At 61.5% G+C, this 14,476-nt stretch carries 15 protein-coding genes; 5 read left to right on the plus strand and 10 right to left on the minus strand.

The window, feature by feature from the left end; genetic code table 11:
* Nucleotides 1-24: 24 nt before the first annotated feature.
* The 5 genes from EWR20_RS10390 to rpsO all read right to left on the minus strand — a co-directional run bounded on the left by EWR20_RS10390 (nucleotide 25) and on the right by rpsO (nucleotide 5,993).
* Nucleotides 25-1,179, minus strand: a complete 1,155-nt coding sequence (locus EWR20_RS10390) for a DUF819 family protein (RefSeq protein ID WP_129360609.1) — start codon at nucleotides 1,177-1,179, stop codon at nucleotides 25-27.
* A gap of 119 nt (nucleotides 1,180-1,298) precedes the next feature.
* On the minus strand, nucleotides 1,299-1,613 hold the full coding sequence (locus EWR20_RS10395) for a DUF3870 domain-containing protein (protein ID WP_129360610.1): 315 nt from the start codon (nucleotides 1,611-1,613) through the stop codon (nucleotides 1,299-1,301).
* A gap of 40 nt (nucleotides 1,614-1,653) precedes the next feature.
* Nucleotides 1,654-3,024: a M16 family metallopeptidase gene (locus EWR20_RS10400; RefSeq protein WP_129360611.1), complete on the minus strand. Its 1,371-nt coding sequence runs from the start codon at nucleotides 3,022-3,024 to the stop codon at nucleotides 1,654-1,656.
* A 188-nt stretch (nucleotides 3,025-3,212) separates the two neighbouring features.
* A complete protein-coding gene (locus EWR20_RS10405) occupies nucleotides 3,213-5,456 on the minus strand; it encodes a polyribonucleotide nucleotidyltransferase (RefSeq protein WP_129360612.1) in 2,244 nt (747 codons plus the stop codon).
* Nucleotides 5,457-5,723: 267 nt separating this feature from the next.
* On the minus strand, nucleotides 5,724-5,993 hold the full coding sequence (rpsO, locus tag EWR20_RS10410; RefSeq protein ID WP_129360613.1) for a 30S ribosomal protein S15: 270 nt from the start codon (nucleotides 5,991-5,993) through the stop codon (nucleotides 5,724-5,726).
* A gap of 253 nt (nucleotides 5,994-6,246) precedes the next feature.
* Between rpsO and EWR20_RS10415 the strand changes: the two genes are divergently transcribed.
* Complete coding sequence (locus EWR20_RS10415) at nucleotides 6,247-6,852, plus strand: DNA-3-methyladenine glycosylase (protein WP_129360614.1); 606 nt, start codon at nucleotides 6,247-6,249, stop codon at nucleotides 6,850-6,852.
* Nucleotides 6,853-6,943: 91 nt separating this feature from the next.
* Here EWR20_RS10415 and EWR20_RS10420 read toward each other — a convergent pair whose 3' ends face one another.
* The 4 genes from EWR20_RS10420 to EWR20_RS10435 all read right to left on the minus strand — a co-directional run bounded on the left by EWR20_RS10420 (nucleotide 6,944) and on the right by EWR20_RS10435 (nucleotide 10,845).
* Nucleotides 6,944-8,161, minus strand: a complete 1,218-nt coding sequence (locus EWR20_RS10420) for an aminotransferase-like domain-containing protein (RefSeq protein ID WP_129360615.1) — start codon at nucleotides 8,159-8,161, stop codon at nucleotides 6,944-6,946.
* A 77-nt stretch (nucleotides 8,162-8,238) separates the two neighbouring features.
* Nucleotides 8,239-9,084 (minus strand): methyltransferase domain-containing protein, encoded by an 846-nt coding sequence (locus tag EWR20_RS10425; protein ID WP_238147706.1) that lies wholly within the window; start codon nucleotides 9,082-9,084, stop codon nucleotides 8,239-8,241.
* Nucleotides 9,084-9,404, minus strand: coding sequence for a hypothetical protein (locus EWR20_RS10430; protein ID WP_129360617.1), 321 nt, complete (start codon nucleotides 9,402-9,404; stop codon nucleotides 9,084-9,086). The genes EWR20_RS10425 and EWR20_RS10430 overlap by 1 nt, the downstream gene beginning before the upstream one ends.
* Nucleotides 9,405-9,486: 82 nt before the next feature.
* A complete protein-coding gene (locus tag EWR20_RS10435) occupies nucleotides 9,487-10,845 on the minus strand; it encodes a site-specific DNA-methyltransferase (protein WP_165001017.1) in 1,359 nt (452 codons plus the stop codon).
* A gap of 106 nt (nucleotides 10,846-10,951) precedes the next feature.
* On the opposite strand from EWR20_RS10435, the gene EWR20_RS10440 reads away from it, so the two are divergent.
* The 4 genes from EWR20_RS10440 (at nucleotide 10,952) to EWR20_RS10455 (ending at nucleotide 13,381) form a co-directional block, all read left to right on the plus strand.
* The gene (locus tag EWR20_RS10440; RefSeq protein WP_165001018.1) at nucleotides 10,952-11,239 is read left to right on the plus strand and encodes a helix-turn-helix transcriptional regulator; all 288 of its coding nucleotides are present in this window, start codon (nucleotides 10,952-10,954) and stop codon (nucleotides 11,237-11,239) included.
* Nucleotides 11,240-11,301: 62 nt separating this feature from the next.
* Complete coding sequence (locus EWR20_RS10445; protein ID WP_129360620.1) at nucleotides 11,302-11,760, plus strand: S-ribosylhomocysteine lyase; 459 nt, start codon at nucleotides 11,302-11,304, stop codon at nucleotides 11,758-11,760.
* Nucleotides 11,757-12,512 carry a 5'-methylthioadenosine/S-adenosylhomocysteine nucleosidase gene (mtnN, locus tag EWR20_RS10450; protein ID WP_238147707.1) on the plus strand — a complete coding sequence of 252 codons (756 nt, stop codon included), beginning with the start codon at nucleotides 11,757-11,759 and terminating at the stop codon, nucleotides 12,510-12,512. Before EWR20_RS10445 ends, mtnN begins: the two co-directional genes overlap by 4 nt.
* 41 nt (nucleotides 12,513-12,553) lie before the next feature.
* Complete coding sequence (locus EWR20_RS10455; RefSeq protein ID WP_129360621.1) at nucleotides 12,554-13,381, plus strand: aldo/keto reductase; 828 nt, start codon at nucleotides 12,554-12,556, stop codon at nucleotides 13,379-13,381.
* A gap of 71 nt (nucleotides 13,382-13,452) precedes the next feature.
* Here the strand turns inward: EWR20_RS10455 and EWR20_RS10460 are convergent, their stop codons facing one another.
* A complete protein-coding gene (locus tag EWR20_RS10460) occupies nucleotides 13,453-14,442 on the minus strand; it encodes a bifunctional riboflavin kinase/FAD synthetase (RefSeq protein WP_129360622.1) in 990 nt (329 codons plus the stop codon).
* Nucleotides 14,443-14,476 lie beyond the last annotated feature (34 nt).

A 14,476-nucleotide genomic window follows, 5' to 3' on the forward strand; every position in this document is an offset into this window, starting at 1 on the left:
CCTTCCCTGGTGTGGAGTGCGACATCACAGCACCGACAGAACTTGTGCGGTCATGAGACCGAAGAATGTACCCGCAAACGCCCCGATCAGGGCGAAGAGCACACCAACGGGTACGAGCTGGCGGTTGAACGCGCTAGCTACCACGGGTGCGGAGGCGATACCGCCGATATTCGCTGTACTGGCAACGGCCAGGCTGAATAGCTCCGTCCGGGTCAATTTGGCGTATACCACCACGATCCCGATGTGGACGATCATCACAATCACACCGGCCACCAAGTAGAGCGGAGCCTGTCCAAGCGACGCGAAATCGGACTGGGAGGCGATGATGCCGATGATCAGGTAGAGCATGACCATCGCAATTTCGCTGGATCCTGCGACGTTGCCGAGTTTCGTCGAGCCGATAACCAGCCCGAGGACGCTGACGATCAGAATGGTCCAGGTGCTCGAAGTGACCACGACGCCGATTTCCGGGAGCAATTCTCCGACTTTGGTTGCCGCGGAGGAGATGAAGATGCTGAAACCGATCACGCAGATCAGCGACACCAGATCGATCGGCTTCTGCGCGGGTCCTTCCTCGGCATTCGAATGGACATCGAGATAACGGGTATCGGCCTTGGTCCAGGCGTTGAATTTATCCGAAATCGAGACGGATCCGAACATGACCAGCAACCACACCGAGTACACAATCGTGTCGACGATGAGAACGTAACCGAAGACGTCCTGGGGCGCCTGCAGGATCGACTGCACAGCGACCATGTTGGCCGACCCGCCGGTCCAGGAAGCGGAAAGTGCCCCGAGCGCTTTCCAGGCCTCGGGATCAAGGACGCTGTGGAGGATCAGGTATGCGACCACGAATCCAACGAAAATACTGAATGCCGTGACCACGTAGGTCAGCAGAAGCTTGGGACCGAGTTTGATGATCTTGCGGACGTCGCATTGGAACAGAAGCAACAGGATCATTGCCGGCAGGAGAGCATCTTGGACTCCCGAGCCCAGGTCCACGACGTCGTCGCTCTGGCCGAATGCCCCCACGGTGTTCAGGAGCGCCGTGACGATGTACATGAGCACGAAGCCCGGAACGTATCGAAAGAATTTGTAGCGAGAGCGCTTCTCGCAAAACACGATGACGGCGGCCAGTGCAAGCAAGACCCCCAAGAAGAGGAAGCCATCGGTGATCATGCTCGTTTCCTTCCCGCACCCCCAGTAACAAAAAAGTCGGAAACACCGGGACAAAGTTGTCTGGTATTTCCGACTGGATCCGGTCCCCGCCGAGGGACCAGGCAATCAGGGGATGCCTGTTAAGTCTTGGTGGTCGCGCAACGATACTTGGTCGCCGCGTTGTGCAACGCGGTGATCAAGGCCCGTTGGGACGACCCGTGGTATCTGACGGAGATCTGTTCCGCCAGGCTTTCCTCCTCTTCGATGCTGGCCCCGACAATCAAGCTCCTGACGAAGGTATTCGTCAGCGCCAACGTCGCCGTGCATTCTGCATCGAGAATTCGGTGAGTGTCCGTGTCGATGACGAGCCCGATGAAGAAGAGACCGAACTGGTTGGTGATCGGGTTATTCGACGGGGACTTCGCTTCGCCTGTCACGAAGATCGAGGAACACATGCGTAAAACCTTAACCCAGATCACATTCAAAACATAGCTATTACGAGCCGACGGCGGATTCGCGTGCCGCGGCGACCCCGGTTCCGACCCAGGTGGTCACGCTATCGCGCGCAGCCAGTTCCCCAGCCAGGCTTTGGACTTCCTGCGCCGTGACCGCACGAATGTTGTCGTGGAGTTCGTCGAGGTCCGTGAAATGACCGGTGTCCAATTCGGACCGGCCCAGTCTGGACATCCGAGATCCGGCGTCCTCGCTGCCGAGAACCGTTGCGCCGCTGAGTTGTCCCGTGACCTTGTTCAATTCCGTTTCCTGCAGGCCCTTGTCCGCGAGCCGGTCCAATTCTGCTCTCATCAGGTCCACGACTACGGGCGCTTTGTCAGCGGTGCACCCCGCGTACATACCGAAATAGCCGGCGTCGGAGTAGGAACCACCGAAAGAAAATGTGTTGTAGGCGAGTCCGCGCTTTTCGCGGATCTCCTGGAACAGACGAGAGGACATCCCGCCGCCCAGGCACGCGTTGAGCACGGACATCGCGAATCTTTGCTGTGACCCAGCGATCAGACCCGTGGTGCCCAGAATCACGTTGGCCTGCTCAAACGGCCGGTCGACCGTGTGGCCACCGTATTCCGGCGAAATATCGGCCGGGTGGCGGACCCGTCTCGCCGCGGGAATCGCGCCTTCCGTGAGATCCCACCCGGCGGCCTCGAGGGCATCGAGAACGAGTCGGACGATTTCGCGGTGTTCGAGCCCGCCCGCCGCGGAGATGACCAAACGATCCGGAGTGTAATGCTTGTTGTAGTGTTCCCACACCGCTTCACGCGAAACGCTTGTGATCTCGGACGGTGTGCCCCCGATCGGCCTGCCCAAAGGGTGCTGACCCATGATCTTCGCGGTGAAGTTCTCGAAGGCCACGTCGGTCGGGTCGTCGAGGTCCATGGCGATCTCTTCCAGAATGACCCCGCGTTCCTGTTCGAGTTCGCGGGGATCGATCTTCGCCGACGTCACCATGTCCGCGATGACCTCCACGGCCATGCGCACGTCTTCGGATAGTACTCGCGCGTAGTAGCAGGTATGTTCTTTGGCCGTCAGCGCATTGGATTCACCGCCAACGGCGTCGAACTCTTCCGCGATGTCGAGAGCGCTGCGTGACGGGGTTCCCTTGAACAGCAGGTGTTCCAGGAAGTGCGTCGAACCGTACATGCCCGGTGTCTCATCACGCGAACCCACGCCGAGCCAGAACCCCAACGCGACGCTGCGCTGGCCAGGCATGCGTTCCGTCAGAACACGTACGCCTCCGGGCAGGACGGAACGGCGGACTTCGTTGCCGCCCTCCCCCGAGCACACGAGGCGCCCTTCCTCGTAATTCAGCTCTTCCACGAGGTCCTCGGGGTTCAAGCCCAATGCGTATGGCATGTATTCAGTCAGTTCCTCAGATTGATCAGGTGACAGGGGACGAGCCCGTTCGCAATGAGTTGTCGTCGATCGCGGCGGCCTCCGGCGACGAGTCTAAGGCCCCAGGACACGTCGTCCAATTCGACGAAAACCCCGGCGGGATCCTCTGGGATCCGACCGGGGTTTTCGTGGGAGAGATTCGGAGGAAATTACTCCTCGTCGTCACTCTCAGTGACGGTTGCGGTCTCTTCTTCGGAGACAACAGGGGCCAACGACAGCTTGCCGCGGTCGTCAACCTTGGTGATCTCGACCTGGACCTTCTGCCCGACGCCAACGACGTCTTCGACGTCGCTCACGCGATTGCCATCGTTGAGCTTGCGCAGCTCGGAGATGTGCAGCAGCCCGTCCTTGCCCGGAGTCAGGGACACGAAAGCACCGAAGGTCGTGGTCTTGACGACCGTACCCAAGTAGCGTTCTCCGACCTCAGGAACCTGGGGGTTGGCGATCGCGTTGATCGCCGACCGTGCGGCCTCAGCGGAAGGGCCGTCCACGGCACCGATATAAACGGTTCCGTCGTCCTCGATCGTGATGTCCGCGCCGGTGTCTTCCTGGATCTGGTTGATCATCTTGCCCTTCGGGCCGATGACCTCGCCGATCTTGGAGACGGGCACGTGCACCGTGATGATACGCGGGGCGAACTCGCTCATTTCATCCGGAACGTCGATCGCGGCCGTCAGCACGTCAAGGATGTGCAGGCGGGCTTCGCGAGCCTGCTTGAGCGCGGCACCGAGCACCGAGGCGGGGATTCCGTCGAGCTTGGTGTCGAGTTGGATCGCGGTCACGAATTCGGATGTACCCGCGACCTTGAAGTCCATATCGCCCAATGCGTCCTCTGCGCCGAGGATGTCGGTCAGAGCGGCGTAACGAGTTTCGCCGTCGACCTCGTCCGAGACCAAGCCCATCGCGATACCGGCCACCGGAGCGCGCAGCGGCACACCGGCGTTGAGCAGCGAGAGGGTCGAGGCGCACACTGAGCCCATTGACGTCGAACCGTTGGAGCCGAGCGCCTCGGAAACCTGGCGAATCGCGTATGGGAATTCCTCACGCGACGGCAGGACCGGGGTGATCGCGCGCTCCGCAAGCGCACCGTGACCGATTTCGCGGCGCTTCGGGGAACCGACGCGGCCGGTCTCGCCCGTGGAATACGGAGGGAAGTTGTAGTGGTGGATGTACCGCTTGGTCTTGACCGGAGAGAGGGAGTCGATCTGCTGCTCGAGCTTGAGCATGTTGAGCGTGGTGACACCCATGATCTGGGTCTCGCCGCGCTCGAAGATCGCGGATCCGTGCACGCGCGGCAGAACTTCTACCTCTGCCGTGAGCTGACGGATGTCGGTCAGTCCGCGGCCATCGATGCGGACCTGATCCGTCAGGATGCGCTGGCGCACGGTCTGCTTGGTCAAGGCGTTGAAAGCACCATTGACTTCCTCGAGGCGGCCTTCGAACTCTTTGCCTTCACCGGCGAGTTCCTCGGCAACTTCCTTCTGCAGGTTTTCGGAAGCGACCTCGCGCTCCTGCTTGCCCGCAATGGAGTAGACGTCCTTGATCTTTGAGGAGAACTTGGACTCGACTGCCTGGGCTACTTCGTCGGCGTATCCGCCGAAGCGCTCGATCTCCATGGCCGGCTTGCCGGCACGCTTGGCCAGATCCGACTGGGCATCACACAGCGCCTTGATGAAGGGCTTGGCTGCCTCGAGGCCTTCCGCCACGACGTCCTCGGTCGGCGCTGTCGCGCCGGACTGGACGAGGTCCCATGAGGTGTCGGTGGCTTCGGCCTCGACCATCATGATCGCGACGTCTTCGGTTCCGTCGGCCTTGGTCACGACGCGTCCCGCAACCGCCATGTCGAACACTGCGTTCTCCAGCTGCGAATGCTTGGGGAATGCAACCCACTGACCGTCGATCAGTGCGACCCGGACGCCGCCGACCGGTCCCTGGAACGGCATTCCGGAGAGGGTCGTGGACATCGAGGCGGCGTTGATGGCAACGGTGTTGTAGATTTCGTCAGGATCGATCGTCAGAACGGTCACGACGACCTGGACCTCATTGCGGATTCCCTTGCCGAAGGCAGGGCGCAATGGGCGGTCGATCAGGCGGCATGCCAGGATGGCGTCCGTCGAGGGGCGTCCCTCACGGCGGAAGAACGAGCCCGGGATGCGGCCCGCGGCGTACATGCGCTCTTCGACGTCGACCGTCAGCGGGAAGAAATCGAATCCTTCGCGCGGGTGCTTGCCGACAGCGGTTGCCGACAGCATGCTGGTTTCTTCGTCGATGGACACGAGCGTGGAGCCCGCAGCCTGCTTGGCCAAGCGGCCGGTTTCGAAGCGAACGGTGCGCTGGCCGAATTTGCCATTGTCGATAATGGCTTCTGCGAATTGAATCTCGGGACCCTCCAAGGGTCACCTCCATTTCTTGTACTTCGCGCGGACCCGCCTCGACTCGGTCTTCGATCGAGGCCCACGGATGAATACATCCGGAGGCCACTACCGAGGACCGCAAGGAGAGGATAGGCCCTACGCGTATTTTTTACTGAAGTCCCACGGATCCTTCCGTGGGAGCTCGCTGTGGGTAGCGAGAGGGCGGCGCTGCCGTCCGGTATCCAGTCTTCCATGTTTGGAAGCCGGATTCCGTCACAGCGGCGCCGCCCCTCACGCTTGTCGTCTTTATCGGCGAATTCCGAGACGCTGAATCAGCGCGCGGTAACGCTCGATGTCGATCCGACGCAGGTAGCCGAGCATGTTGCGACGGCGACCAACGAGAATCATGAGACCACGACGCGAGTGGTGGTCGTGCTTGTGGGACTTAAGGTGTTCGGTCAAGTCGCTGATGCGACGAGTCAGAACTGCAACCTGGACCTCGGGCGAACCGGTGTCGCCCTCGTGGGTTGCGTATTCCTTGATGATTTCCTGCTTGACAGCGGGATCCAGTGCCACTGATTAACTCCTAGAGTTAGTGCCGTGAACGGCCCGATACGGCGAATGCCGCCGGGAACCCAACGCACCGAGGACAGTCCCGGGCGGATATCGCCGCCCGAGGATCACGGAACGAGGGACGCGTGGCAACCACGGACTGCAGCCAGACGTACTCTCCAGCTTAGCTGATGGAACCGATCTGCGGAAGAACATCCGCCCGGACGGTGCGTTTCAGGGCTGTGAGACTCGCGACCCGGCGTGCCACGATGGTGCAATGATCGATTTCACCCAGTCTGCCGACATCGTGGCTCCCCAGCTTCTGGGGGCAGTAATTCATCGTGGGCAGGTCGCGATCAGATTGACAGAAGTCGAGGCCTACCTCGGCACCGTCGATCCGGCGTCGCACGCCCACAAAGGCCCGACGCCGCGGTGCGCGACAATGTTCGGCGCGCCTAGCCACCTCTATGTGTACGCGTCGTACGGGATTCACCGTGCCGGGAACCTGGTCTGCTCCCCTGATGGAACCGCCTCCGGTTGTCTGATGCGGGCCGGAGAGGTCGTTTCCGGGTGGGATGAGGTGCGTACCCGACGCGGCGAAAGCGTCCTCGACGCCGGTCTGGCCCGAGGACCGGGAAACCTGGGTTCTGCCCTGGGGCTCAGCTTGACGGACAACGGAACGCCGGTCCATCAGGCGGCTCGCGGAGACCACATCGCGGAGTCCACCGTCGAGTTCTGGATAGAAGAGGCTCGAGAACCGGTCGAGCACGTCAGAGGCAAGCGCATCGGCATCAGCAAGAATGCGGATGCTCCCTTGCGGTATTGGATCCCCAACGATCCGACGGTCAGTTCCCCGCGTTCGCGGCGGGTCGCGGTCGGCTGAGCCCGGTTTACCCCGACGAGGCGGCGATCCTGCGCAACGCCCTGACCCGACACGGCGCACGCACCATCGTCGTCTCGCAGGAGGGACCGGGTCACACCTTCAGCTGCTCCGCCTCGTAGGCGGCAACCGCTCGACCAAGTCGCGCCACGCCTTCGACGATTTCCTCTTCCGCGTTGGTGACGAAGGAGATTCGCATCGTGTTCCGGATGCTCGTGTCCACGTGGAATGAGCTGCCGGGCACGAACCCAACACCTTCCCGCATCGCATAAGGCAGCAGAGCGTCCGTGTCATAGGCCTCCGGCAATTCGGCCCACAAGAACATTCCCCCTTGGGGCGAGGTCACGCGAGAACCCTCCGGAAGAGCATGGGGCAGCTCGCGAACCATCGCTTGCAGACGCTCGCCATAGACCCGGAGCTTCTCCTCATCGGGTTGATGCGTCTCCGGATGAGCGAGATAGTAAGCGGCCGCATACTGATCCACCGTGGAGCTGTGCAGGTCAATGGCCTGCTTGCCGACGATCATCGCGTCACGGATCGAGGACGGCACGCGTGCCCAGCCGAGGCGGATTCCCGGAGCAACGGATTTGGACAATGTCTGCAGGAGCGCAGTCTGCTCCGCCATGCCTTCGATCGCGCAGATCGGCTCGAGCGCTTCACCGGAATAGCGGAGGCTCGAATACGGGTCGTCCTCGATCAGCATGGTTTGGGTCCTGAGAAGGATCTGGGCGACGTCGTGACGGCGCCGCGCCGACATCGTGCGGCCACTCGGATTCTGGTAACTCGGGATGAGGTAGACGAGCTTCGGTCGATGCGCTGCGATCGCCCGGTCCAGGGCTTCCGGGATCACGCCTTCGTCATCGCACTCGACGGGCTCAAAACGCGCTCCAGCCAACCCGAAGGTCTGCAATGCGGCCAGGTACGTCGGGTCTTCGACCAGGATGACGTCCCCTTTGTCGACCATCACCTGTCCCATGAGGGTCAGGCCCTGCTGCGAGCCCGTGGTGATCAGAATGTCGTCAGACTGGGAGGGAATGCCTTCGGACGTGAGGTTCGCGGCGATCACTTCGCGAAGCTCGAGCTCGCCCTCACTCGACGAATACTGGAGCGAACGCTCCGGCCGAGCCAGGGATGCCTCGTAGGCCGCGCGGATGGCGCCCAGGTCGAAAAAGGAGGAGTCCGGAATACCGCCCGCGAAAGAGATCACCCCGGGTCGACTCACCAGGTCCAGGAGCGCCCGGACCGGAGAATCTTCCGTATCCGCAAAATTGCGCGCGAGCCGTGGGGTGAATTCGGTATTTCCCGTAGTCATTATTCTTCTTTCCGCGTGTCGTGTGATTTCCTCGATGTCTCACATCTTGGTACAACTCATGAGGCCGGGCTGGGATATCAGTTTTCGGCGAGCCGCGCGGCCACGACGAATACCCGGCGGAACGGCATGACGGTCCCGTGGGCTTCGGCAGGGTAAGCCGTCCGAAGTGCCGCTTTGTATTCTTCGACGAACTCGCCCTTGACGGGCTCCGGCAGGGCGTTGAGCACCGGACGGGCCCCCGTCGAGGAGATCCAGTCGAATACAGGGTCCTCCCCCTGCAGAACGTGGAGATACGTTGTTTCCCAGGCGTCCACCGACCATCCCGGACGGGACAAGAGAGCCAAATACTCCCGGGCCCGGATGATTTTGTCCCGGAGCTTTTCGTCGATATGCCGGGCGTACTTCGGTTGGCCAGCGATCTCGCGCAGCAGAACGTGGGACGGGGCGTCGAAATTGCCCGGCACCTGAAAAGCGAATACACCGCCGCTCGGCAAGAGGTCTGCCACTTGGGGCAACCAGGTCTCGTGGCCGTCAACCCATTGGAACAGGGCGTTAGAGACAATGAGTTGGGGCTCCTCTCCTGCCCAGCCATGGACTCGGCGGGCGTCCAACCACTCTTTGACGTCGGCATGCTCGTACCGAGCGAAAGACTCCCCGCGCCCTTGGGCAGCGTCGATCATCTGCTGGCTGCTGTCGACACCGTGCACCACCGCCTCGGGCCAGTGTCCGTGAATGATCGGGGTATCGGAACCGGGCCCACAGCCCAAGTCGACGACGTTCTGGACCGTGGTCAGCGGAATCCTCTGGAGGAGGTCCACGAGCGGGCGGGCTCGTTCAGAACCGAATTTGAGGTACTGCTCGGGGTCCCACCGTGTGCGTTCCTGTGCAGCGCCTGCCGAGTCCTGGGACGACAATGTGCTCACTACTTGGCGGAGGTGCGCGAGGCGACGTCGCGCCCCAAGATGGCCGACGCGGCGCCGGTCGCGGCAGTCACCGTGTAAACACTCGGCCAGGCACCGATCTTCTTGGCCAGCGGATGGGACAGTCCGAAGGAGAGGACATAAATACCGGTCAGGGCCGCAGCCGTGCCGGTTCCCGCATTTTTCTGCCAGCCTTTGAACGCGGCCGCACCGGCAACAGCCAGAACGGCACCGCCGAGCGGGCGGTTTCCGGTTGAACGAGCTACTTTGTAACCTCCGATCAAACCTGCGGTAGAGAACAGCGTGGGGGCGAGAGCGGACATTTTCCGCCACCTTTCCTTCAAGACAATCTGACTTGTCCGGTATAGCGCACCACAGGAATGTTCGCCAATGAGACGTGATGATTCAGACCACCTTGAGCTCCACGAATCGGGTCTGAGCGGGATCCAGCTCGGGGAATTCTTCGCGCAATGCTGCGGCTGCCCGACGCACGCGCTCGCGGGTGACGTCCGCGATCGTCGAGAATTCGCTGGCCACCGTTGGCTTCCGCGCCGCATTGATCGGCTCGTCGAGTTGAACGAGGACGAACTTCCGGTTGCCACCGTCTTCCGCGTTCTGCCGCATCACCGCATGAGCCGTGGTGCCCGAGCCGGCGAAGAAGTCAAGCACGAGTGAATCTTTGCCGGTGGTGACCTGAAGGAGTCGCTGGATCAGGCGCACGGGCTTCGGGGTCTCGAATACGGCCGTGGTTCCGAAGAGCTTTCTGATGTCGTTTTTGGCCAGATGATTGTGCCCGGCGAAGTCGCGAGTCCAGAGGGTCGTCGGTACAACTCCGTCCTGAACTTCCCCAAGGTATCGCTTGAGTTGAGGGGCGCGTGTTCCGTCCGTGCCCCAATATATCCGACCCTCGTCGATCAAGCGCTGCATGGCCTGAGGCGAATATCCCCAACTCCGCCCGGGAGGCGGAAAATGCTTCGCCCCGGTCAGTGGGTTCACCACGGCGTAGTCCGCGGCCGGCGAATACGTGCGTACCGAGAGGTCACTCGTCCGGTAGAGGCCGCGACCGTCGGCGTCGTCGTGGCGGTACGGCCGATTGGTGGCCTCGGTTCGGGGCAGGAGGTTGCGACGAAAGGCTGGTGATGCCGCATAGAGAATCAGGTAGTCGTGGACGACCGAGAAATTGCGGCAGTCGTTGGCCGGTGAGTATTTCTTTTCCCAGACGATCGTCGCGCAGAAATTCTCCTCTCCGTAAATCTCGTCCAGGAGCAGCCTGAGTCTGGGGGCTTCTGCGTCATCGATCGAAACGGCAATGACCCCATTGGAGGCGAGCAGCTCGCGCGCGGCTCGAAGCCTCGGGTACATGAGATCCAGCCAGAGCGAATGCCTCCGGCCTGCGCTAGAGCGAGCGGCACACCGCTCCGGCTCTTCGTGCACTCCTGCGGCGCGGTCCTCGACAGCCTGACTCCGGTGAAAAGAGTCTCGGTAGTCGGCCTTCGTCCCCACGTTGTACGGAGGGTCGATGTAGATCAGCCCGAAGGCTCCGGCATGCGTGCGCCTCAAGATTTTCAGGGCGTCGAGGCTGTCCCCCTCGATCACGAGGTTCACCTCCGCGACGGCGGCTCCACCTTTCCCCGGGGAATGGGGGACCAGGCGGGCGGATGTCGCGCTCTCCCCCAGCCTCTGGGATTCGGACTTGCCGGGCCAGGTAAGCCCGTATGTTTCGACGGGGCCTCCACCTGCGTTCCGGTGGGCCTGTGTTTGCACTCTTGCACCCCCACGTCGTGCCATGTACACTTTGCACACAAGGATAGCGAAGTTTTGCCATGTGCACTTGGTAGACCTGAACTCCGGGCGACCCGATTCTGGTGCAATGACTTCCGACTCCCTTGATCGCCAAACCGCGTTGCGACTCGGGAGCCTTCTGCAGTCCCATCGGGCCGATCTCGGTATCACTCAGGAGAAGGTGGCTCTGGAAGCGGGAATCTCCCGCCAGCACTATCAGCAAATGGAATACGGGTTCAGCGATCGAGCGACTCGGAGCCCCTCGAATCCCAAACTGCGATCTCTCATGAACATCGTCGCAATCCTCGAGATTCCCCGGGAAGAGGTCCTCAAAGCGCTCTGGCCTGACGAGACCGAAGACGATCTCACCACCTAGCCACGTTACGGTCCGTCCTGCCGCCCCTGACTTAAACCGCACATGTGCGCAACAATTGATGTATGCAGAAGATGAACGTTGAATCCTTCAACTTGGACCACACCAAGGTCGCCGCGCCGTACGTGCGCATTGCTGACCGCAAAGAACTACCCGGCGGGGATACCCTCATCAAGTACGATGTCCGGTTCTCCCAGCCCAATCAGGGTCACCTCGAGATGCCGGTCGTTCATTCGATCGAGCACCTGACGGCCGAGCACATGCGCAATCACACGGAGGCCCTCATCGATTTCTCCCCGATGGGTTGCCAGACCGGGTTCTACGCCCTGACGCTCGGACTCGAACCAGATGCGTTTCTGCCGATACTGGAAGCGACGTTCCGCGACATACTCGACGCGACCGAGGTTCCCGCGGCCAACGAAACCCAGTGCGGGTGGGGTGCCAACCACACCCTGGCCGGGGCCCAGGGCGCGGTCGGAGGCTTCCTCGACCAACGTGAGGTCTGGGACGAGGTCTACGCGTGAGCCCAGCCCACAACAACCCGTGGTCGGACGACATGTGCGAAGCGGTGGCCGGCGGGATTGTCGTCCAAGTCGCCATGGACGAGGAAGCCTCCCCTTTCCTCGATTCCTGCGAGCACTTGGGTGAGCCGGTCGATTTCGGCCGAGCCCGCTACACTCCCCTGGCTCATCAGGGGCACCCGATCCTGTTGGTCCGGTCCGGCATCGGCCTCGTCAACGCGGCCAGCGCCGCGACTACGGCGATCGCCATGTGCGAGCCGCGGGCACTGTTGTCTGCCGGTAGCGCGGGAGGCTTACGCCGGGACGTCGAGGTCGGCGATCTGGCAGTGGGAGACTCGTACTCATTCACGGATGCCGATGCCACCGCATTCGGCTACGAACGAGGCCAAGTCCCTGGCATGCCGGTCGACTACGCTTCGGATGAGACCTTGCTCGACGCTGCTCGCTCGGTCACTGCTCGCAAAGGCACACACCACGTGGGACAGATGCTCGCGGGAGGTTCCTTCGTCACCGAATCGAACGTCAAGGATGCACGCGAAGCTTTTCCTCACGCCATTTCGACCGATATGGAAACCACCGCGATCGCTCAGGTTTGCTCGAGTCACGGAATCCGGTTCTTGTCCGTCAGGGGCATCTCGGATCTTTGCGGCCCGTCGGCCGACCAAGACTTTCACATGGCCGTGGAGATTGTGGCACAGAGGTCGGCGGAGGCCGTCCTGGCCGTGATCCGTACGACCCACGCTCCGGACGCGTAAACTCGCGTCAGGAGACGACCACTGAATTTCAGGAGACCCTAATGCTTACTCACAACCTGCGCGATGGCCATGAGATCCCGGCCGTCGGTTTCGGGACCTACCCCATGTCCAATGCCGAGGCGGAGGCCAATGTCGCCGAGGCCATTATGCGCGGTCACCGCTTGATCGACACGGCCGCCCAATACGGAAACGAAGAAGGCGTAGGGCGAGGAATCCACAATTCCGGCGTCGACCGGGAAGAAATTTTCGTGACGACCAAGCTCGCGGGCAAGGACCACGGATACGAGCCGACCATCGCCGCTGCCAAGGAGTCCCTCCGGAAGATGGGTCTGGACTACCTGGACCTTTACTTGATTCATTGGCCCAACCCCAAGGTGAATCTCTACGTCGAATCGTGGAAAGCCTTGATCGCGCTCAAGGACGAAGGACTCGTCCGGTCGATCGGCACCTCCAATTTCCTGCCTGAGCACATCGACCGTCTCGGCGAGGAGACTAGCGAACTTCCGGTGGTCAACCAGATCGAGCTCCAGGTTCGACAGCAGCAGGAAAAGCTCCGTGCATATCACGAGAAGAATAAGATCGTGACTCAAGCGTGGTCACCGCTGGGACGCATGCAAGGCCTCGAGGACACCCCCGAACTGGGCGATATTGCCGACACCATCGGCGTGACCCCGGCCCAGGTCGTTCTTCGATGGATGGTCCAGAACAAAATCGTCCCGATTCCGAAGACCTCGACACCCGAGCGGATGGAAGAGAACCTCAACGTCTTCGAATGGGATCTCAGCCCTGAGCAGATGGACGTCATCAAGCGTCTCCACACGGGGATCGCATTCAAGGGGTACGACCCCCGCACCCACGAAGAGTTCTAGACACCGCATATACAGAAGCCCCCGCGAGGAATGTCCTCGCGGGGGCTTCTGTATATGCGGGTGATTGTCCTTCAGGCTTCGTCGGAGCCCAGCACGCGCCAAGCGTCGTCGACGTCCTTCGACATCTGACGGATCAACGCGTCCATGCCTTCATAGGCGACCATTGGCCTCAAATGCGCCACGAATTCCAGCAGCACATGTTGGCCGTACAAGTCGAAATCCTCGACCTCTTCGTGCGGCCGCCCCATCACGTGCGCTTCGACCTGCCGTGATACTCCTTCGAAGGTCGGATTCGACCCCACGGAAATAGCCACCGGCCACCGCATTCCGGCCTCATCATGGAGCCAGCCGGCATACACACCGTCGGCAGGGATCAATCCATCGGATACTGGAGACATATTCGCCGTGGGAAAGCCTAGTTCCCGTCCCCGAGCAGCACCATGGATCACTTCGCCGCGCATCCGGTGATAGCGGCCCAACAACTGGGTTGCGGCCTCAACGTCCCCGGCCGCGAGGAGTTCACGAATCCAGGTCGAAGAACACCGCCGATGCGGGTCTTCGTCATGCAGGTCGTTCAGGTCGTTGTCGGTCGAGAGGTCCTCGACCACGACGACCTCAAAGTCGTACTTGACCCCCAGTTCCTGCATTGTGGTCAGATCGCCTGAATTGTCGCGGCCGAACCGGACGTCCGCCCCGATCACGACTTTCTTGGCGCGGAGACCTTCGACGAAGGTTTCCCGGATGAAATCCTCGGGCGTCTCGCGCGCAAATTCGAGGGAATACGGCAGCAGAACCAGGGCGTCCAGCCCAAGTTCTTTGAGAAGGTCCAGGCTGTCTTGCAGGCCCATGATGGGTAGGTGTGGGACGTCCGGTCGGTGCACCAAAGCAGGATGGGGATCGAAGGAAATCGCAACGGCTTGCAGCCCCGCGGAATGGGCTTCCGAAACGACCGTCTTGATGACGCGTGCATGGCCACGATGGACTCCGTCGAAATTTCCGATGGTCACCGCCGTGGGGCCGAATTCCTCCGGGATCTCGTCCAGGCTCCTGAAACAGTCCACGAATCTCCTCATGCCAGACCGCGGCTCGGTTCTC

This window comes from Rothia uropygioeca (assembly GCF_004136585.1).
Classification (GTDB): Bacteria; Actinomycetota; Actinomycetes; order Actinomycetales; family Micrococcaceae; genus Rothia.